The organism is Pseudomonas sp. I8001 (assembly GCF_013385345.1).
Classification (GTDB): domain Bacteria; phylum Pseudomonadota; class Gammaproteobacteria; order Pseudomonadales; family Pseudomonadaceae; genus Aquipseudomonas.
In genome coordinates, this window is record NZ_JACAQC010000010.1 from 67,966 (window position 1) to 86,519 (window position 18,554).

General features: G+C 61.9%; 20 protein-coding genes. 17 read left to right on the forward strand and 3 right to left on the reverse strand.

The features are described from left to right. Nucleotides 1-3 precede the first annotated feature (3 nt). On the reverse strand, nt 4-519 hold the full coding sequence (locus HX839_RS09825) for a DUF2062 domain-containing protein (protein WP_004371367.1): 516 nt from the start codon (nt 517-519) through the stop codon (nt 4-6). A 147-nt stretch (nt 520-666) separates the two neighbouring features. Between HX839_RS09825 and HX839_RS09830 the strand changes: the two genes are divergently transcribed. From HX839_RS09830 to HX839_RS09880, 11 genes are read left to right on the forward strand one after another with little or no spacing between them, the layout of a single operon-like run. Then, nucleotides 667-2,958, forward strand: coding sequence for a DNA internalization-related competence protein ComEC/Rec2 (locus HX839_RS09830; protein ID WP_177066992.1), 2,292 nt, complete (start codon nt 667-669; stop codon nt 2,956-2,958). Nucleotides 2,959-2,989: 31 nt separating this feature from the next. Then, nucleotides 2,990-3,625 (forward strand): MotA/TolQ/ExbB proton channel family protein, encoded by a 636-nt coding sequence (locus tag HX839_RS09835; protein WP_177066993.1) that lies wholly within the window; start codon nt 2,990-2,992, stop codon nt 3,623-3,625. Continuing rightward, the gene (locus HX839_RS09840; protein WP_004371361.1) at nt 3,622-4,050 is read left to right on the forward strand and encodes a biopolymer transporter ExbD; all 429 of its coding nucleotides are present in this window, start codon (nt 3,622-3,624) and stop codon (nt 4,048-4,050) included. The genes HX839_RS09835 and HX839_RS09840 overlap by 4 nt, the downstream gene beginning before the upstream one ends. Continuing rightward, nucleotides 4,050-5,060, forward strand: a complete 1,011-nt coding sequence (gene lpxK, locus HX839_RS09845; protein ID WP_008434985.1) for a tetraacyldisaccharide 4'-kinase — start codon at nt 4,050-4,052, stop codon at nt 5,058-5,060. Before HX839_RS09840 ends, lpxK begins: the two co-directional genes overlap by 1 nt. 24 nt (nt 5,061-5,084) lie before the next feature. Then, complete coding sequence (locus HX839_RS09850) at nt 5,085-5,270, forward strand: Trm112 family protein (protein ID WP_003174668.1); 186 nt, start codon at nt 5,085-5,087, stop codon at nt 5,268-5,270. Continuing rightward, on the forward strand, nt 5,267-6,031 hold the full coding sequence (gene kdsB, locus HX839_RS09855; RefSeq protein WP_008434982.1) for a 3-deoxy-manno-octulosonate cytidylyltransferase: 765 nt from the start codon (nt 5,267-5,269) through the stop codon (nt 6,029-6,031). The genes HX839_RS09850 and kdsB overlap by 4 nt, the downstream gene beginning before the upstream one ends. After that, entirely contained in the window at nt 6,031-6,495 is a 465-nt protein-coding gene (locus HX839_RS09860) for a low molecular weight protein-tyrosine-phosphatase (RefSeq protein WP_177066994.1), read from the forward strand. Before kdsB ends, HX839_RS09860 begins: the two co-directional genes overlap by 1 nt. Further along, entirely contained in the window at nt 6,492-7,511 is a 1,020-nt protein-coding gene (murB, locus tag HX839_RS09865; protein WP_177066995.1) for a UDP-N-acetylmuramate dehydrogenase, read from the forward strand. Before HX839_RS09860 ends, murB begins: the two co-directional genes overlap by 4 nt. 7 nt (nt 7,512-7,518) lie before the next feature. Next, a complete protein-coding gene (locus HX839_RS09870; RefSeq protein WP_177041366.1) occupies nt 7,519-7,662 on the forward strand; it encodes a hypothetical protein in 144 nt (47 codons plus the stop codon). After that, on the forward strand, nt 7,662-8,648 hold the full coding sequence (locus HX839_RS09875; protein WP_008434978.1) for an XdhC family protein: 987 nt from the start codon (nt 7,662-7,664) through the stop codon (nt 8,646-8,648). Before HX839_RS09870 ends, HX839_RS09875 begins: the two co-directional genes overlap by 1 nt. Continuing rightward, nucleotides 8,645-9,232, forward strand: a complete 588-nt coding sequence (locus HX839_RS09880) for an NTP transferase domain-containing protein (RefSeq protein ID WP_177066996.1) — start codon at nt 8,645-8,647, stop codon at nt 9,230-9,232. Before HX839_RS09875 ends, HX839_RS09880 begins: the two co-directional genes overlap by 4 nt. A gap of 67 nt (nt 9,233-9,299) precedes the next feature. Here the strand turns inward: HX839_RS09880 and rne are convergent, their stop codons facing one another. Next, nucleotides 9,300-12,563: a ribonuclease E gene (gene rne, locus HX839_RS09885; RefSeq protein ID WP_177066997.1), complete on the reverse strand. Its 3,264-nt coding sequence runs from the start codon at nt 12,561-12,563 to the stop codon at nt 9,300-9,302. Between the two features lie 738 nt (nt 12,564-13,301). Here rne and rluC point away from each other — a divergent pair. Genes rluC through HX839_RS09900 form a run of 3 tightly spaced genes read left to right on the forward strand, consistent with a single transcriptional unit; the run spans nt 13,302 to nt 15,924 of the window. Then, nucleotides 13,302-14,261 carry a 23S rRNA pseudouridine(955/2504/2580) synthase RluC gene (gene rluC, locus HX839_RS09890; protein WP_177066998.1) on the forward strand — a complete coding sequence of 320 codons (960 nt, stop codon included), beginning with the start codon at nt 13,302-13,304 and terminating at the stop codon, nt 14,259-14,261. Next, entirely contained in the window at nt 14,248-14,910 is a 663-nt protein-coding gene (locus HX839_RS09895; protein WP_004371323.1) for an HAD-IA family hydrolase, read from the forward strand. The genes rluC and HX839_RS09895 overlap by 14 nt, the downstream gene beginning before the upstream one ends. Before the next feature lie 21 nt (nt 14,911-14,931). Beyond that, nucleotides 14,932-15,924 carry a S49 family peptidase gene (locus HX839_RS09900; protein WP_008434971.1) on the forward strand — a complete coding sequence of 331 codons (993 nt, stop codon included), beginning with the start codon at nt 14,932-14,934 and terminating at the stop codon, nt 15,922-15,924. A 129-nt stretch (nt 15,925-16,053) separates the two neighbouring features. On the opposite strand, the gene HX839_RS09905 is transcribed toward HX839_RS09900, so the two are convergent. After that, a complete protein-coding gene (locus HX839_RS09905; protein WP_004371319.1) occupies nt 16,054-16,632 on the reverse strand; it encodes a nucleoside triphosphate pyrophosphatase in 579 nt (192 codons plus the stop codon). 105 nt (nt 16,633-16,737) lie between these two features. On the opposite strand from HX839_RS09905, the gene HX839_RS09910 reads away from it, so the two are divergent. The 3 genes from HX839_RS09910 to plsX are packed head-to-tail and all read left to right on the forward strand — an operon-like array spanning nt 16,738 to nt 18,476. Next, nucleotides 16,738-17,265, forward strand: coding sequence for a YceD family protein (locus tag HX839_RS09910; RefSeq protein WP_004371317.1), 528 nt, complete (start codon nt 16,738-16,740; stop codon nt 17,263-17,265). Nucleotides 17,266-17,278: 13 nt separating this feature from the next. Then, complete coding sequence (gene rpmF, locus HX839_RS09915; protein ID WP_004371305.1) at nt 17,279-17,461, forward strand: 50S ribosomal protein L32; 183 nt, start codon at nt 17,279-17,281, stop codon at nt 17,459-17,461. A gap of 4 nt (nt 17,462-17,465) precedes the next feature. Beyond that, nucleotides 17,466-18,476, forward strand: coding sequence for a phosphate acyltransferase PlsX (plsX, locus tag HX839_RS09920; RefSeq protein ID WP_080673274.1), 1,011 nt, complete (start codon nt 17,466-17,468; stop codon nt 18,474-18,476). Nucleotides 18,477-18,554 lie beyond the last annotated feature (78 nt).

The following is an 18,554-nucleotide window of genomic DNA, read 5'->3' on the forward strand; positions in this document are numbered from 1 at the left end:
CGGTTACAACCTGCGCTGTTTGCGTTTTTTCCACTGGCGGGCCACCCACCAGCGCCAATAGCCCATGGTCAGGCAATAACCCAGCACCGCCATCACCAGCCCCAGTACTACCGAGCCCAGCAGGAACGGTTGCCACAGCGTCGACAACTGCCCGCTGATCCATTCCCAGGTCAGCTCGTCGGGCATGCTGCGGGGTGGCACATTCATCAGCCAGGCCCCGGTCATGTAGGTGCAGAAAAACACCGGCGGCATGGTAATCGGGTTGGTCAGCCAGACCAGGCTCACGGCAATCGGCATGTTGCCGCGCACGCTGATGGCGAGGACCGCTGCCAGCAGCATCTGCAAGGGAATGGGGATGAATGCCGCGAACAGGCCAACGGCCATGGCCCGCGCGACCGAGTGCCGATTGAGGTGCCAGAGATTCGGGTCATGCAGCAACTTGCCGAGAAAGCGTAAGGACTTGTGTTCCCGAATGCTGGTCGGATCGGGCATGTACCGTTTGAATAAGCGCCGTGGCATAAGGGGTCCAGGTCAGTTCGAGGGGCAAGTATGCCCGCATTCCACGAACGTGAAATTTAGACTTTGTGACAAATAATAATAGGCCACACCGCTAGCCCGGCTAAGACTCAATGGGTCGCTTTCAAGGAAAGATCCATGAGAACAGGGATGTTCGCACTCGCGCTGGGGCTGCTCGCCTTGCGTTTTTTACCCGCGTTGCCGTCCGGCGGCTGGCTGTTGCTGATGCCGGTGCTGGCCCTGATGCTGTTGCCTTTTCGTACCTATCCGCTGGGGTTTTTCCTGCTTGGCCTGGGCTGGGCATGCCTCAGCGCGCAGTGGGCGCTGGATGACCGGTTGGCCCCGCATCTGGATGGCCAGACCCGCTGGGTGGAGGGGCGTGTCAGCGGGTTACCGCAGCAGATGGGCGACGGTGTGCGCTTCGAACTGACCGACAGCCGGTCACGCAAGGACCTGCTTCCCAAGCGCATTCGCGTGTCCTGGCGCGGCGGCCCACCGGTTAAGAGCGGTGAGCGCTGGCGACTGGCGGTGACTCTCAAGCGTCCTTCCGGATTGCTCAATGCCGATGGCTTTGACTATGAAGCCTGGCTGCTGGCCCAGCGGATTGGCGCCACCGGCTCGGTCAAGGACGGCCAACTGCTGGCACCGGCACGACATGCCTGGCGCGACGGGATTCGCCAGCGGCTGCTGGCAGTGGATGCCCAGGGGCGAGAGGCGGGCCTGGCGGCGCTGGTGCTCGGCGATGGTTCCGGGTTGGCCGCCGAGGATTGGCGGGTCCTGCAAGCCACTGGCACCGTGCATTTACTGGTGATATCCGGGCAGCACATCGGCCTGCTGGCGGGGTTGATCTATGGCCTGGTCGCCGGTCTTGCGCGCTACGGGGGTTGGCCGAAACCTTTGCCGTGGCTGCCCTGGGCCTGCGGCCTGGCGTTTGCTGCAGCGCTGGGCTACGGCCTGCTGGCAGGTTTCGAGGTGCCGGTGCAACGGGCCTGCGTGATGGTGGGCCTGGTGTTGCTGTGGCGTCTGCGGTTTCGTCACCTGGGAATCTGGTGGCCGCTGTTGCTGGCGCTGGACGCGGTGCTGATCCTCGAACCGCTGGCCAGCCTGCAGCCGGGGTTCTGGTTGTCTTTTGCGGCTGTTGCGGTGCTGATTTTGGCGTTCAGTGGCCGATTGGGCCCCTGGCCCTTGTGGCAAGCCTGGACCCGCGCCCAATGGTTGATTGCCATCGGCCTGTTTCCGCTGCTGCTGGTGCTCGGCCTGCCCATCAGCCTGAGCGGGCCGCTGGCCAACCTGGTTGCGGTGCCGTGGATCAGTCTGGTGGTGCTGCCCCTGGCCTTGCTGGGTACGGTGTTATTGCCGCTGCCTTATATAGGAGAGGGGTTGTTATGGCTGGCGGGCGGCACGCTGGACGGGCTGTTCAAGGCACTGGCGCTGCTGGCGCAGTACTTGCCGGCCTGGATACCGGCGCAAGTGCCCATTGGCTATTGGCTGGTGAGCCTGCTGGGGGCAGTGCTGTTATTGCTGCCCAAGGGCGTCCCGTTTCGGCTGCTGGGTTGGCCGATGTTGCTGCTGGCAGTGTTCCCGCCGCGGGAGTCGATACCTCATGGGCTGGTCGAGGTGGTGCAACTGGACGTCGGCCAGGGGTTGGCGATCATCCTGCGTACCCGCAACCATGTACTGCTGTATGACGCCGGGCCGCGCTCCGGTGAGTTCGATCTTGGCGCGCGTGTCGTATTGCCTGCGTTGCGCAAGCTGGGTGTCGCAGAGCTGGACGTGATGCTGCTCAGTCATGCCGATGCCGATCATGCCGGCGGCGCGTTGGCCGTCGCCCAAGGGTTGCCGGTCAAGCGTGTGGTGGGCGGTGAGACGGCACGGCTGCCGGCCTCGCTCGGTACCCAAGCGTGTGTCAGCGGCGAGCAGTGGGAGTGGGATGGCGTGAGGTTCGAGCTATGGCAATGGCCTGATGCGACGGACGGTAACCAGATGTCCTGCGTGTTGCGGGTGCAGGCCAATGGCGAGCGCTTGTTGCTGACCGGGGATATTGACCATGACGCCGAGCGGGCATTGCTGGCCACTCCCATGGGCGCTCCTGTCGATTGGCTGCAAGCGCCGCACCACGGCAGCCGCAGCTCGTCGTCATGGGCCTTTCTACAGCGCCTGGCACCCAAGGCCGTGTTGATTTCCCGGGGGCGCAGCAATGGGTTTGGCCACCCGCATCCACATGTGCTGGAGCGTTACCAGGCCATGGGCAGCGCGATTTATGACAGTGCCGAGCAAGGCGCACTCCGCCTGCAACTGGGCACCTTCCAGCCGCCGCTGGCCGCGCGCAGCCAGCGGCGTTTCTGGCGCGAGCGCCCACCGCAAAACAGCGTTACCAAAGAGCGGCCCCTGCGACAGGATGCTCTGGGGCAGGCCAGCCCTTCCACCGGACCCTTATGGTAAAGTGGCGCACTTTTTCGAGGGGACATTCACTGTGTGGGAATTGGTCAAATCCGGCGGCTGGATGATGTTGCCGATCATTTTGAGTTCCATCGCCGCACTCGGCATCATCGCCGAACGCCTATGGACCCTGCGTGCCAGCCGTGTAACGCCTGACCACCTGCTGGGCCAGGTCTGGGGCTGGATCAAGAACAAGCAGCTCGACAAGATAAAGCTCAAGGAACTGCGCGCCAACTCGCCCCTGGGTGAAATCCTCGCCGCCGGCCTCGCCAACTCCAAGCACGGTCGCGAGATCATGAAGGAGTGCATCGAAGAGGCCGCCGCCCGGGTCATCCATGAGCTGGAGCGCTACATCAATGCCCTGGGCACCATCGCCGCCATGGCACCGTTGCTCGGCCTGCTCGGTACGGTACTGGGCATGATCGATATTTTCAGCTCATTCATGGGGTCGGGCATGACCACCAACGCCGCAGTGCTGGCCGGTGGTATTTCCAAGGCATTGATCACCACGGCGGCGGGCCTGATGGTCGGTATTCCTTCGGTGTTCTTCCACCGTTTCCTGCAACGGCGCATCGACGAACTGGTGGTGGGCATGGAGCAGGAAGCCATCAAGCTGGTGGAAGTGGTACAGGGCGACCGTGACGTGGACCTGGTTGAGGGCAACGCGTGAAATTTCGTCGCAAGCAACGGGAAAACGTCGATATCAACCTGGCGTCGTTGATCGACGTGGTGTTTATCCTGCTGCTGTTTTTTGTCGTCACCACCACCTTTACCCGGGAAACCCAGCTGCGCGTCGACCTGCCGGAAGCCGTCAGCGGTTCGCCGGCGGAAGACCAGCAGGCCAAGCAACTGGACATCGCCATCAGCGCCGATGGCGTGTTCTCGGTGAATAACCAGTTGCTGGAGAAAAACGACCTGGCCAGCCTGATGGAAGCACTGCAGAAGGAGTCCGGTGGCGACACTAACTTGCCACTGTCCATCAGCGCCGATGGCAACACCAAGCACCAGGCCGTGATCACGGCGATGGACGCTGCCGGCAAGCTCGGCTTCAGCCATTTGCGCATGACCACCGTCGAGGCGGCGAGCCAACCCTGATGGCCATGACTGATCGTTTGCTCAAGGCCTGGTACGAAGGCCATCCGGCGCTCGCGTTGTTGCAGCCGCTGGAATCCCTCTATCGCCGGGTGGTGCAGCGCAAGCGCGCACGGTTCCTGGCGGGCGAGGGCGAGATCTATCAGTCGCCGGTGCCGGTCGTGGTGGTAGGCAATATCACGGTGGGTGGCACCGGCAAGACGCCCATGATTCTCTGGCTGATCGACCATTGCCAGCGCAGCGGTTTGCGCGTCGGTGTGGTCAGCCGCGGTTATGGCGCCAAGCCGCCACAGTTTCCATGGCGCGTAGAGGCTGATCAAACCGCTGCGGTGGCGGGGGACGAACCCCTGCTGATCGTGCAGCGCAGCGGCGTGCCGCTGATGATCGACCCCGACCGCAGCCGCGCCGTGAAGGCGCTGTTGGCCAGCGAAACCCTCGACCTGATCCTCTCCGACGACGGCCTGCAACATTACCGCCTGGCCCGTGACCTGGAACTGGTGTTGATTGACGCCGCCCGCGGGCTGGGTAACCGTCGCTGCCTGCCGGCGGGGCCGTTGCGTGAGCCGGTCGAGCGTTTGCAGAGCGTCGATGCGCTGCTTTACAACGGCGCAGGTTCTGACCGTGACGACGGCTATGCCTTCCGTCTGTTGCCTGCCGCGCTGGTCAACCTGCATACCGGCGAGCGTAAACCCGTCGAACACTTCCCGGTGGGGCAGCAGGTACATGCGGTGGCCGGCATCGGCAACCCGCAACGTTTCTTCAATACCCTTGAAACGCTACACTGGCGCCCAATACCCCATGCTTTTGCCGACCACGCGCCGTACAGCGCCGAGGTCTTGAATTTCACACCGGCACTGCCGTTGGTCATGACTGAAAAGGACGCGGTGAAGTGCCGCGCCTTTGCCAGGCCCGACTGGTGGTACCTTGCGGTGGACGCGGCACCGTCACCGGCGTTTATCGCCTGGTTCGACACGCAGTTGATGCGCTTGCTGCCCGCTCGCCTTTTGCCTTAAAACGCTGCTCTCCAGGACATACTCATGGACACCAAACTGCTCGATATCCTCGCTTGCCCGATCTGCAAGGGGCCGCTCAAGCTCAGCGCCGACAAAACCGAGCTGATCAGCAAGGGCGCCGGCCTGGCGTACCCGATTCGTGATGGCATTCCGGTAATGCTCGAAAGCGAAGCCCGCACCCTGACCACCGACGAGCGCCTGGATAAATGACCACCGCCTTCACCGTTGTCATCCCGTCCCGCTACGCCTCCACCCGCCTGCCCGGCAAGCCGCTGCAGCTGATCGGCAACAAGCCGATGATCCAGCTGGTGTGGGAACAGGCCTGCAAAAGCAGCGCCGAAAGGGTAGTGGTGGCCACCGACGATCCGCGCATCATCGAGGCCTGCAAAGGCTTTGGTGCCGAAGCGGTGCTGACCCGTGAAGACCACAATTCCGGTACCGACCGCCTGGCCGAAGTGGCCACCAAGCTGGGCCTGGCGGCGGACGCCATCGTGGTCAACGTGCAAGGTGACGAGCCGTTGATTCCGCCCAGCGTGATCGACCAGGTGGCGGCCAACCTGGCAGCCCATGGCGAAGCGCGCATGGCGACCCTGGCCGAGCCGATTGAAGACATCGAGACCCTGTTCAACCCCAACGTGGTGAAAGTGGTCAGCGACATCAATGGCCTGGCGCTGACCTTCAGCCGCTCCACCTTGCCGTGGGCGCGGGATGCGTTCGCCAAACAGCCTGACGTGCTGCCGGCTGGCGTGCCGTACCGTCGCCACATCGGCATCTACGCCTACCGCGCCGGTTTCCTGCACGACTTCGTGAGCTGGGGCCCGTGCTGGCTGGAAAATACCGAATCCCTGGAACAACTGCGTGCCCTGTGGCACGGCGTGCGCATTCATGTGGGCGATGCCCTGGAAGCGCCGCCGGCGGGCGTCGACACCCCTGAAGACCTCGAGCGCGTCCGTCGCCTGCTGGGGGCCTGATGCAGGTTCTGTTCGTCTGCCTGGGCAACATCTGCCGTTCGCCCACGGCAGAAGGCGTTCTGCGCCACAAATTGCGCGAAGCCGGCCTGGCCGATCAGGTTGAAGTGGCCTCTGCCGGTACCGGTGATTGGCACGTCGGCAACCCACCGGACAAGCGCAGCCAGCGTGCAGCGCTGCAACGCGGCTACGACCTGTCGGCCCAGCGTGCACAACAGGTGTCGCGTGCCGACTTTTCCCGCTACGACCTGATCCTCGCCATGGACCAGAGCAACCTGCGCAACCTCAAGGCCATGCAGCCGGCTCAGGGCAAGGCGGACCTGGACCTGTTCCTGCGCCGCTACGACTCGGTGGTGGATGACGTGCCGGACCCGTACTACGAAGGTGACCAGGGCTTTGAAACTGTCCTCGACCTGATCGAGCGCGCCTGTGACCTGTTGGTGATTGAATTGAAGGGCCGGTTATGACTTTGCAGGTACGGGCACAGGTTTCGCTCAAGCCGTTCAACAGCTTTGGTATCGACGTGCGTGCCCGGCTGTTTGCCGAGGCCCACAATGACGCCGACGTGCGTGAGGCCCTGGCCTGTGCCGCCGAGCAACAACTGCCGTTGCTGGTGATTGGCGGTGGCAGCAACTTGCTGTTGACCCAGGATATTGACGCACTGGTGCTGCGCATGGCCAGCCAGGGCATCCGGGTGTTGCACGACGATGGCGTGCAGGTCGTGGTTGAGGCCGAAGCGGGCGAAGCCTGGCATCCGTTTGTGCTGTGGACCCTGGCCCAGGGCTTTTCCGGCCTGGAAAACCTCAGCCTGATTCCCGGAACGGTCGGCGCCGCACCGATGCAGAACATCGGCGCCTACGGTGTAGAGATCAAGGATGTATTCAGCGGCCTGACCGCCCTTGATCGCCAGACCGGCGAACTGCGGGATTTCAGCCTGGCCGAGTGCAACTTTGCCTACCGCGACAGCCTGTTCAAGCACGAAGTGGGGCGCTGGCTGATCCTGCGGGTGCGTTTTGCCCTGAGCCGTGCCGTGCATCTGAAACTTGAATACGGGCCGGTGCGACAGCGCCTGACCGAGCAAGGCATCGCGCAGGCCACGCCCAGCGATGTCAGCCGCGCGATTTGCAGCATTCGTAGCGAGAAACTGCCCGACCCGGCGGTGCTCGGCAATGCGGGGAGTTTCTTCAAGAACCCGCTGGTGTCCCAGGCACTGGCTGCCGAGTTGCAGTGTCAATACCCGGACCTGGTGGCTTACCCCCAGGCCGACGGGCAGATGAAACTGGCCGCCGGCTGGCTGATCGACAAGGCCGGCTGGAAAGGCTTTCGCGATGGCGATGCCGGCGTGCATCGCTTGCAGGCACTGGTATTGGTGAACTACGGCGCGGCCAGCGGCCAGGACATTGCCGGGCTCGCGCTGCGTATCCAGCAGGACATCGAAAAGCGCTTCAAGGTGGTGCTGGAAATGGAGCCGAATCGCTATTGAACTAAGCTTGTTTTTTGACGCACCAAGCCCTGCATTGCAGGGCTTTTTTATTGCCGGTGAGTTAACTTGGCTGACTACCGATATTTTTGATCAACCCATAGATGCTGTTTATCAAAATCAGTTGCAAGGTTGGCGGGAGGCGAAAGCCTGATGGACAGTGTTGATCTGAATGTATTACGCAGCGTGCTGGAATGGCGCCTCGCCGGGCAGCGAGTGGTGCTGTACAGCGTGGTCCAGACCTGGGGCAGCGCCCCGCGTCCGCCGGGGGCGATGCTGGCCTTGCGCGGCGACGGGGTGGTGATTGGCTCGGTGTCCGGCGGCTGTATCGAGGACGACTTGATCGCCCGGTTGCAGGACGGTCGGCTGCCTGACGACGGGCCGCCGGTGCAGCTTGTCACCTACGGTGTCACCCGGGACGAAGCGGCGCGTTTTGGCCTGCCGTGTGGCGGCACCTTGCGTCTCACCGAAGAGCGGGTGAGTGATCCGGGTTGGGTAGCTGAACTGCTGGCGCGCTGTGAGGCCCATGAGATTGTCGCCCGTGAGTTGGACCTGGCCACCGGCGAGGTGGTGTTGAGCGGTGCGAGCAAGACCGATGTGGTCAGCTTCAACGGCGAGCGTTTGCGCGCGATCTACGGTCCGCGCTGGCGCCTGCTGCTGATCGGCGCGGGCCAGCTGTCACGTTATGTAGCGGAAATGGCTCGGTTGCTGGATTTCGAAGTGCTGATCTGCGACCCGCGCCAAGAGTTTGTTTATGGCTGGGAGGAGCAGCACGGGCGCTTTGTGCCGGGTATGCCGGATGAAGCGGTGTTGAATATCCAGACCGATGAACGCACCGCCATTGTCGCGCTCACCCATGACCCGCGCCTGGATGACATGGCGTTGCTGACGGCCCTCAATTCCCGGGCGTTCTACATAGGCGCGCTGGGTTCGCGGGTCAACAGCCAGAAGCGCCGGGAAAACCTCGCGGCACTGGGGCTCAGTGCGGACGCCATTGCGCGGCTGCATGGGCCGATTGGCCTGCATATCGGCAGCCATACGCCGGCGGAAATCGCCTTGTCGTTGATGGCTGAAATCGTCGCCATCAAGAACGGGATCGATCTGCTGCAGAAAAAGCCGTTGCAGGCAGCGGTCAGTTGACGGGCATCGCCGTAATCATCCTGGCGGCGGGGCAGGGCAGTCGTTTTCGGGCCGAGGCGGGTGCCGATCAGGACAAGTTGCTGGCGCCCTGCGTGGGCCGGGATGGCATCACGCGGTCGGTGATCGAGCAGGTATTGGTGAATTTGCCGCCTGTGGCTACGAGACGTTGGCTGGTGACGTCACCGGATCGCACCGAAGTGATTCGGTTGGCTAAGGTGCACGGTTGCGAAGTATTGCTTTTGCGCTCGCCGGGCATGGGTGACAGCATCGCCGCAGCGGTGGCGGCCAGTGGGCCGTCGGCTGGTTGGCTGGTGGTGTTGGGGGATATGCCGTTTATCCTGCCGGCAAGTATCGAGCAAGTGATGGCAGGCCTGGAGGAAGACGGTATCAGCGCCCCGGTGCATGCAGGTCAGTACGGGCACCCCGTGGGGTTTGGCCGTTCATTCGGCTCGGCCTTGATCGCGCTGACCGGAGACCGCGGGGCAAAACCGTTATTTGCCAAGGCTTCGGTGCAGGAAGTCGTAGTCGATGATCCCGGTGTGTTGTGGGACGTCGATGTGCCAGGGTTGTTGGACTACCGCTAACTGATGTAACGGGCATAAAAAAGCCCCGCCTGATCACTCAGGCGGGGCTTTTTAGTGGCCGATGGAATCAGACGAGGGGTTTAGGCTCGTGCTCTTCTTCCAGGGCCTTAGGGTGGTGCTCTACCACTTCCTCGACGGAACGTACGTTCTCGTCGATGGCAGGGGCACTGTGCTCAACCACGGCTTCGGTGACCTGAGCAGGGGTTGCGTGGGCAACTTCAGCGACGGCTGGAGCGGCTTCGGCAGCGGCCTTGGCAGCCGCGGCAGCCGCTTCAGCTTCCTTGCGACGACGACGCACTTCGCGTGGGTCGTTCGGCGCACGGCCATTTTCGGTCAGGGCGCTGGCCGGAGCGGCTTCAACCACCGGGGCTGCCACTTCGGCAACCACTGGCGCTTCAAACACTGGCGCAGGCTCGGCAACAACGGCAACAGGTTCAGCAGCGACCACCACTTCAGCGACTGGCGCTGGAGCTTCTTCGACCACTGGCGCAGGCGCTGGAGCTTCGACCGCTTCAACCACCGGGGCAGGTTCGGCAGCCCACTGGAAGGCGGTCTGTTCTTCGCGAACTTCACGCACTTCAGGGGTTGGCTCGGCTACCGGTGCTTCAACGGCAGCTTCAACCACGGGCGGTTGTTCAACAACCACGGCAGGCTCGGCAACCACGTCGATTTCAGGCTGAGGCTCGCGAACTTCACGAACTTCACGAACGTGACGAGCCGGAGCTACTTCCACTTCCGGAACAACCGGGGCTTCGACCGGGGTCGTTGCTTCAACCACTGGCGCTTCGACGGCTGGCGTCTCTACAACAGTGTTTTCCTGGATGGCAGCGGTGGCTGCTTCAGCTTGCTCGTTGGCCTGGGCTTCAGCAGGTGCGCTGATGACCGAGCTGGCGACAGCAGCGGTAACGGCCAGGCCGGCAGCCAGTTCGGCGCCAGTCGGTTCGCCGGTAGCGGCTGCGTTGGCTTCGCCGGTCTCTTCCGAGCCTTCGATTTCGTTGCCGTTGGCATCACGTTGACGCTCACGACGGTTGCTGCGACGACGCTGGCCACGGGAGCGGCGGCGTGGACGATCGCCTTCGGCGTTGTCCTGGCCGTCTTCCTGTTGCTGGTCTTCGTTGGACAGCAGCTCTTCTTCTTCACCGGCTGGAGCCGCTTGCTCGGCACGTGGTTGACGCTCTTCACGAGGAGGGCGTGGCGCACGTTCTTCACGCGGCTGACGAGCTGGACGCTCTTCAGCAGTGGCAGCGGTGGCAGCAGCAGCGGCTACGGCTGGAGCGGCATCCAACGGCTCGCGCAATTCACGCACGCGTTCTTCACGCTCGCCACGTGGCTTGCGGTCTTCACGTGGAGCGCGTGGAGCACGCGGTGCACGTTCTTCGCGTGGTGCACGCTCTTCACGGGCTACGGTTGGTGTTTCTTCACGGGCTTCGCGCGGTTGGCGCTCTTCACGTGGGGCGCGTTCTTCGCGGGGTGCACGTTCTTCACGAGGCTTGCGCTCTTCGTCACGGCGACCGTTGCGATTGCGGCTCTGCTGGCGACCGTTGCGACGCTCTTCATTGCGTGCAGGACGTTCAGTCACAGGCTTCTCGACCACAACTGGAGCCACTGGCTCTTCCTTGGTGGCGAACAGGCTGACCAGCGACTTCACCAGACCCTTGAACAGGCTTGGCTCAGGCAGGGCAGCTGGTGCGGCAACCGGCGCAGCTGCCTCGACCGGAACCGGTGCGTTGGCACGGGCTGGCGCGGTCTTGACGGCGGCTTCCTGGCGAACCAGGGTGCGGGTCGCAGCGGCTGGCTGGACTTCTTCCACTTCGGCAGCGGCAGCAGCGATTTCGTAGCTGGACTGGTTGACGTGGGCTTCCGGGCTGTCATCACGCAGGCGCTGCACTTCGAAGTGCGGCGTCTCGAGGTGATCGTTCGGCAGGATGACGATGCGGGCACGGGTGCGCAGTTCGATCTTGGTGATCGAGTTGCGTTTTTCGTTGAGCAGGAACGCAGCGACCGGGATCGGCACCTGGGCGCGCACTTCGGCAGTGCGGTCTTTCAGGGCTTCTTCTTCGATCAGGCGCAGGATCGCCAGCGACAGCGATTCAACGTCACGGATGATGCCGGTGCCGTTGCAACGCGGGCAGACGATGCCGCTGCTTTCACCCAAGGATGGACGCAGGCGCTGACGGGACATTTCCAGCAGGCCGAAGCGCGAGATGCGGCCGACCTGTACGCGGGCACGGTCAGCTTCCAGGCATTCGCGGACTTTCTCTTCCACGGCGCGCTGGTTCTTGGCCGGGGTCATGTCGATGAAGTCGATCACGATCAGGCCGCCGATGTCACGCAGGCGCAGCTGGCGGGCGATTTCTTCAGCCGCTTCCAGGTTGGTCTGCAGGGCGGTTTCTTCGATGTCGCTACCCTTGGTGGCACGCGCCGAGTTGATGTCGATGGACACCAGGGCTTCGGTCGGGTCGATCACGATGGAGCCGCCGGAAGGCAGTTCGACGACGCGCTGGAAAGCGGTTTCGATCTGGCTTTCGATCTGGAAACGGTTGAACAGCGGAACGCTGTCTTCGTACAGCTTGATCTTGCTGGCGTACTGCGGCATCACCTGGCGGATGAAGGTCAGGGCTTCGTCCTGGGCTTCGACGCTGTCGATCAGCACTTCGCCGATGTCCTGGCGCAGGTAATCGCGGATGGCGCGGATGATCACGTTGCTTTCCTGGTAGATCAGGAATGGCGCGGAACGATCCAGGGACGCTTCCTTGATAGCGGTCCACAGTTGCAGCAGGTAGTCGAGGTCCCACTGCATTTCTTCGCTGCTGCGGCCCAGGCCGGCAGTGCGCACGATCAGGCCCATGTCGGCCGGAGCGATCAAGCCGTTCAGCGCTTCACGCAGTTCGTTGCGCTCTTCGCCTTCGATGCGACGGGAGATACCGCCGGCACGCGGGTTGTTCGGCATCAGGACCAGATAGCGGCCAGCCAGGCTGATGAAGGTGGTCAGGGCGGCGCCCTTGTTGCCACGTTCTTCTTTTTCTACCTGAACGATGACTTCCTGGCCTTCGCTCAGGACGTCCTTGATGTTCACGCGGCCTTCAGGGGATTTCTTGAAGTATTCGCGGGAGATTTCTTTGAGGGGCAGGAAGCCATGGCGCTCGGAGCCGAAATCGACAAAGGCAGCCTCAAGGCTTGGTTCGATGCGAGTAATCCGGCCTTTATAGATGTTGGCCTTCTTTTGCTCGCGTGCACCGGACTCGATGTCCAGGTCGTAGAGGCGTTGGCCGTCTACCAGTGCAACACGCAACTCTTCGGGTTGAGTTGCGTTAATCAGCATTCTTTTCATGTTGTACCGTCGGTTTCCGGGCTGCCGGAAACGGCGTTCGGCACACACGACTTCTCACGGTCGGTGTCAGGTGCGTCAAGAGTGGTTGGCCACTCCAGTGTCCAGCAATACCCGCCAAAATGGGCGGTATCGCGACGTACGCTTCCTGCTTGCTGTGGTGACTTAAGCACTCAGTCAGGAGGAGGAATCAACCGGCGACTGTGGACGAGATGAAGCGTCTAAATATAAGCCTAGTGCTACACAGTCCGACGGTTGTGCATCTCCACCCTACACGTATCCCTGATAATTCGGGTGCTGCCGCGCGCAGAATCCGCAGCGGGTTGGCATTTACCGTGTTCTCCAATGGGGAGTCCACGCTCATGGCTAAACAAGACCGGGTGTGGGCGATTGTGCTCTCACTCAGCTCGTAACAGGCGTTGTTTCCGAAGCATTCGCCGTGGTCTGGCTCCAGACTGACTGCACTTTGTGAACTGGCCGTAAATATCGGCGCAAAAGGCGAGTAATCACTCTGCTTTTTGCACTCGCTTCAGGCCTCATGTCACCTGCGCTTGTTACAATCTCGAGCCTTCCAGGGTGGCGAAAGCCCCGTAGGACGGCCTCGCGTCCTGATGAATTGCGATGGTCAGGGCCGGCAGTTTGCCGCTAGTCCTCTGTCCAGGCCGCTTTTGGCGGCGTTCGCGACTATAGCAGCAATGATTAAGTGCTTCAATTCCATAAAAAATTGTTATCATCGCCGCCATGACGACTACCGCCCCCCAGACCCCCAGCGTCCAGCTGCTCGAGGTCTCGCCGGAATATGCCGGCCAACGCATCGACAACTTTCTTCTTGCCAGGCTCAAAGGCGTGCCCAAGACCTTGATTTACCGCATTTTGCGTAAAGGCGAAGTGCGCGTGAACAAGGGCCGGATCAAGCCCGAGTACAAGCTGCAGGCGGGCGACATCGTCCGCGTGCCGCCGGTGCGGGTGCCTGAGCGTGACGAACCGGTCCCACTGGCCCAGGGCTTGTTGCAGCGCCTTGAAGCGTCGATTGTCTTCGAAGACAAGGCACTGATCGTGATCAACAAGCCGTGTGGCATCGCGGTCCACGGTGGCAGTGGCCTCAACTACGGGGTGATCGAAGCCTTTCGTCAGTTGCGCCCGGATGCCAAGGAGCTGGAGCTGGTCCACCGTCTGGACCGTGACACCTCCGGCCTGTTGATGATCGCCAAGAAACGTAGCATGTTGCGCCACCTGCATGCCGCCCTGCGAGGTGATGGCGTGGACAAGCGCTACATGGCGCTGGTGCGTGGCAACTGGGCCACCTCGATCAAGAGCGTGCGCGCGCCGTTGCAGAAGAGCAGCCTGCGTTCCGGCGAGCGCATGGTCGAGGTGGACGAGGAGGGCAAGGAGGCGCTGACCCTGTTCAAGGTGCTGCGCCGCTTTGGTGACTTTGCCACCATGGTCGAGGCCAAGCCGGTCACTGGCCGTACCCACCAGATTCGTGTGCACACCCTGCATGCGGGGCACTGCATTGCCGGCGATACCAAATACGGCGATGAAGATTTCTCCAAGGAAATCCGCGACCTGGGTGGCAAACGCCTGTTCCTGCACGCCTACATGCTGACCGTGCCGCTGCCCGATGGTGGCGAATTGAAGCTGCAAGCGCCTGTCGATGAGATGTGGGCCAAGACCGTGGAGCGCCTGAGTGTCGCACCCTGACTACAAGCTGTTGATCTTTGACTGGGATGGCACGCTGTGTAATTCCATTGGTCGGATTGTCGAGTCGATGCACGCGGCGTCGACCCGTTCCGGTTATGCATTGTGCGACGACCTGGCGGTCAAGGGCATTATTGGCCTGGGCCTGCCGGAAGCGATCCGCACCCTGTACCCGGAGATTGGTGATGACGAGCTGATAGCGTTTCGTCAGCACTATGCCGATCACTACATGGCGCTCGACGCCCAGCCTTCGCCGCTGTTTGAAGGCGTGGCGCAGGCCATGGAAGCATTTCGCGCCGACGGTTATCACCTTGCGGTCGCGACCGGCAAGGCCCGTCGCGGCCTGGACCGGGTGCTCAAGGCCCATGGCTGGGAAGATTATTTCGACGCCACCCGTGCGGCGGATGAAACCGCCAGCAAGCCCCACCCTCTGATGCTCGAGCAGATCCTCGCTCAATGTGGCGTGTCGCCTCGGCAGGCGTTGATGGTGGGTGATGCGTCGTTCGACCTGATGATGGCGCGTAATGCTGGCATGGACTCCGTGGCGGTCAGCTACGGCGCCCAATCTGCCCAGGCGTTGCAGGCCTACGAGCCGCGCCTGACAATTGACCGTTTTTCTGAATTGCAGGCCTGGCTCAGCCGGGCCCATTAAGTCTTTGCTGGGGTAGATGGCATGACCGATGAGTGGAAAGCGCCTGAGAAGGCCAATGCCGATAACAATGGCGATGACAGAAGCTGGAAGTTGCTGGAGAAGACGCTGCTGGCCAGTGTCCAGGAGCAGCGTCGCTCCCGGCGTTGGGGGATCTTTTTCAAGCTTCTGACCTTTATTTATCTGTTGGGCATGCTGGTGCTGTTCAGTCCGCTGATGGACATGGAGAAGAGCGCCACCCGAAGCGGTAATTACACGGCGTTGATCGAAGTGCGCGGGGTGATTGCCGACAAGGAGTCTGCCAGTGCAGACAACATCGTCAGCAGCCTGCGGGCGGCCTTCGAGGACTCCAAGGTCAAGGCTGTGATCCTGCGCATCAACAGCCCGGGCGGCAGTCCGGTGCAGTCGGGTTACGTGTACGACGAGATTCGTCGCCTGCGCGCCTTGCACCCGGACATCAAGCTGTATGCAGTGATTTCCGACCTGGGTGCCTCGGGTGCCTACTACATCGCCAGTGCTGCCGACCAGATCTATGCCGATAAGGCCAGTCTGGTGGGTTCGATTGGTGTGACGGCGGCCGGTTATGGCTTTGTCGGCACCATGGAGAAGCTCGGGGTTGAGCGTCGTACCTACACGTCAGGTGAGCATAAGTCGTTCCTGGACCCGTTCCAGCCGCAAAAGGCGGATGAAACCCAGTTCTGGCAGGGTGTGCTGGATACCACTCATCGGCAGTTCATCGCCAGTGTGAAGCAGGGGCGCGGTGACCGGCTCAAGGATAAGGAACATCCGGAGCTGTTTTCCGGTCTGGTCTGGTCTGGCGAGCAAGCGCTGCCATTGGGCTTGATCGATGGCCTGGGCAGTGCCAGTTCGGTGGCGCGGGACGTGATTGGCGAGAAAGAACTGGTGGACTTCACTGTTCAGGAATCGCCGTTTGACCGTTTCTCCAAGAAGCTGGGTGCCAGCGTGGCTGAGAAGCTGGCGCTATACATGGGCTTCCAGGGTCCGACCCTGCGCTGAGAGCTTGAGCGCGACATGGCTCGAAATGTGGGAGCTGGCTTGCCTGCGATAGCATCACCTCGGTGCGACTGATGTACCGGGGTGTCTGCATCGCAGGCAAGCCAGCTCCCACATTTGTTTGTGATGTTCTCAGGGAATCTGTACGCCTTCGGCCAGTAGCATGTCCACCAGTCGGATCAGCGGCAGTCCGACCAGGCTGGTGGCGTCTGGCCCTTCGGTGCTTTGAAACAGGCTCACCCCCAGGCCTTCGGCCTTGAAGCTGCCAGCGCAGTCGTAGGGCTGCTCGATGCGCAGGTAGCGTTCGATGCGTGCGGCGTCCAGCGTGCGCATGTGTACGGTGAAGGGGATGCAGTCGACCTGGCAATGGCCGGTGGCGCTGTTCAGTACAGCCAGGCCGGTCAGGAAGCTGACGCGCTTGCCGCTGGCCGCCAGCAGTTGCTCACGGGCTTTCTCGAAGGTGTGGGGCTTGCCGATGATCTGGCCGTCGAGCGCGGCGACCTGGTCCGAGCCGATGATCAGGTGGCCCGGATGGCTGTCAGCCAGGGCGCGGGCCTTTTCCTCGGCCAGGCGCTTGACCAGCTCCACGGCGGACTCGTCCGGGCGGTGGCTTTCGTCGATATCCGGCGAACTGCAGATGAACGGCAGGTGCAGGCGGTTCAACAATTCCCGGCGATAAACCGAGCTGGAAGCGAGTAATAAAGGCAGCATGGGCGTCTCCTCAAGGCAGTCGCGGATTCTAGCGGGGAGGCCCGGTGACGGACAGGGCTGAATTTCCTTTGACATGGCCGGGTGCATCCCTATAATGCTGCGCCTATGTTGAATGACCCGATTCCACCTCACGTTGACCCGCGCAAATTGGCTGATCGTGGCACCACCCTTCAAGGTGAGCTGCTCCTGGCCGATTTGGAGAGACTCTGCGACCCGCTTTCCGACACTGTCGGTACGGTGCAGGCTAAATTCGTTTTTGAACGAGATGAACGTAAGTCTGTGGTAATCCACAGCTTTATCGACACCGAAGTCAAAATGGTTTGCCAGCGTTGTCTTGAGCTGGTCACCCTGCCGATCCACAGCGAATGCAGTTATGCTGTGGTGAAAGAGGGTGCGAATACCCAGTCGTTGCCGAAAGGTTATGACGTGCTGGAACTGGGCGAAGATCCTTTGGATCTGCAGTCACTGATCGAGGAGGAGCTTTTGCTCGCCTTGCCCATTGTGCCTGCTCATCATCCGGAAGAATGCCAGCAGCCGGCGGGTCTCGATGAGCCCGAACCGAGCGAGGACGAGGTAACGCGGTCCAACCCGTTCAGTGTATTGGCGCAGTTAAAGCGTGACCCAAACGTTTAGGAGTTAATCAATTATGGCTGTTCAGCAGAACAAAAAATCCCGCTCTGCCCGTGACATGCGTCGTTCGCACGACGCCCTGACGGCAAGCACTCTGTCTGTAGAAAAAACCACCGGTGAAGTTCACCTGCGTCACCACGTATCGCCAGAAGGCGTATACCGTGGCCGTAAAGTGATCGACAAGGGCGCTGACGAGTAATCACTTGTCTGCTCAAGTCATCGCGATTGACGCAATGGGCGGGGACTTCGGTCCCCGCAGCATTGTTCAGGCCTGCATTGCTTGCCTGTCTGCCACGCCCTCGCTGCACCTGACCCTCGTCGGTCAACCCTCCTTACTTGAAGAACTGATTGCCAGCCATCCGGCGGTGGATCGCGCGCGCCTGACTATTACACCGGCCAGCGAAACCATCACCATGGATGAAAAGCCTGCGCAGGCCTTGCGCGGCAAGCCTGATTCTTCGATGCGGGTGGCGCTTGAGCTGGTACGCGACGGCAAGGCCCAGGCCTGTGTCAGTGCCGGCAATACCGGGGCGTTGATGGCGTTGTCCCGGCATGTGCTGAAAACCCTGCCGGGCATTGACCGGCCGGCGATGGTTGCGGCTATTCCGACCCAGCAGGGCTATTGCCAGTTGCTGGACCTGGGGGCGAACGTCGATTGCAGTGCCGAGCATCTGCTGCACTTTGCCCTGATGGGCTCGGTGGCGGCCGAAGCGCTGGGCGTGGCCCGGCCTCGGGTGGCGCTGCTGAATATCGGCACCGAAGACATCAAGGGCAACCAGCAGGTCAAGCTGGCGGCGACGCTGTTGCAAAGCGCGCGAGGCCTGAACTACATCGGCTTTGTCGAGGGTGACGGTCTGTACCGCGGCGAAGCTGACGTGGTGGTGTGCGACGGTTTTGTCGGCAATATCCTGCTCAAGTCCAGCGAGGGCCTGGCGACGATGATTGCTGCGCGCATCGAGGCCTTGTTCAAGCGCAACCTGGCGTCACGCCTGGTGGGCGCCCTGGCGCTGCCCTTGATGCGGCGCTTGCAGGCTGACCTGGCACCGGCGCGGCACAATGGTGCGAGTTTCCTCGGGTTGCAGGGCATCGTGGTGAAAAGTCATGGTTCGGCGGGGGTGCAGGGTTTTCAAAGTGCCATCCAGCGCGCCTTGATCGAGATCCAGGAAAACCTGCCGCAACGCTTGCACGGCCGCCTTGAGGATCTGTTGCCTTAGGCGAATCGGGCCGGAAATGCTTAAATGTGACCGGCCAGTTCAATTGACCATCCAATCTGTCAGTTTCTTGCGCTCCCA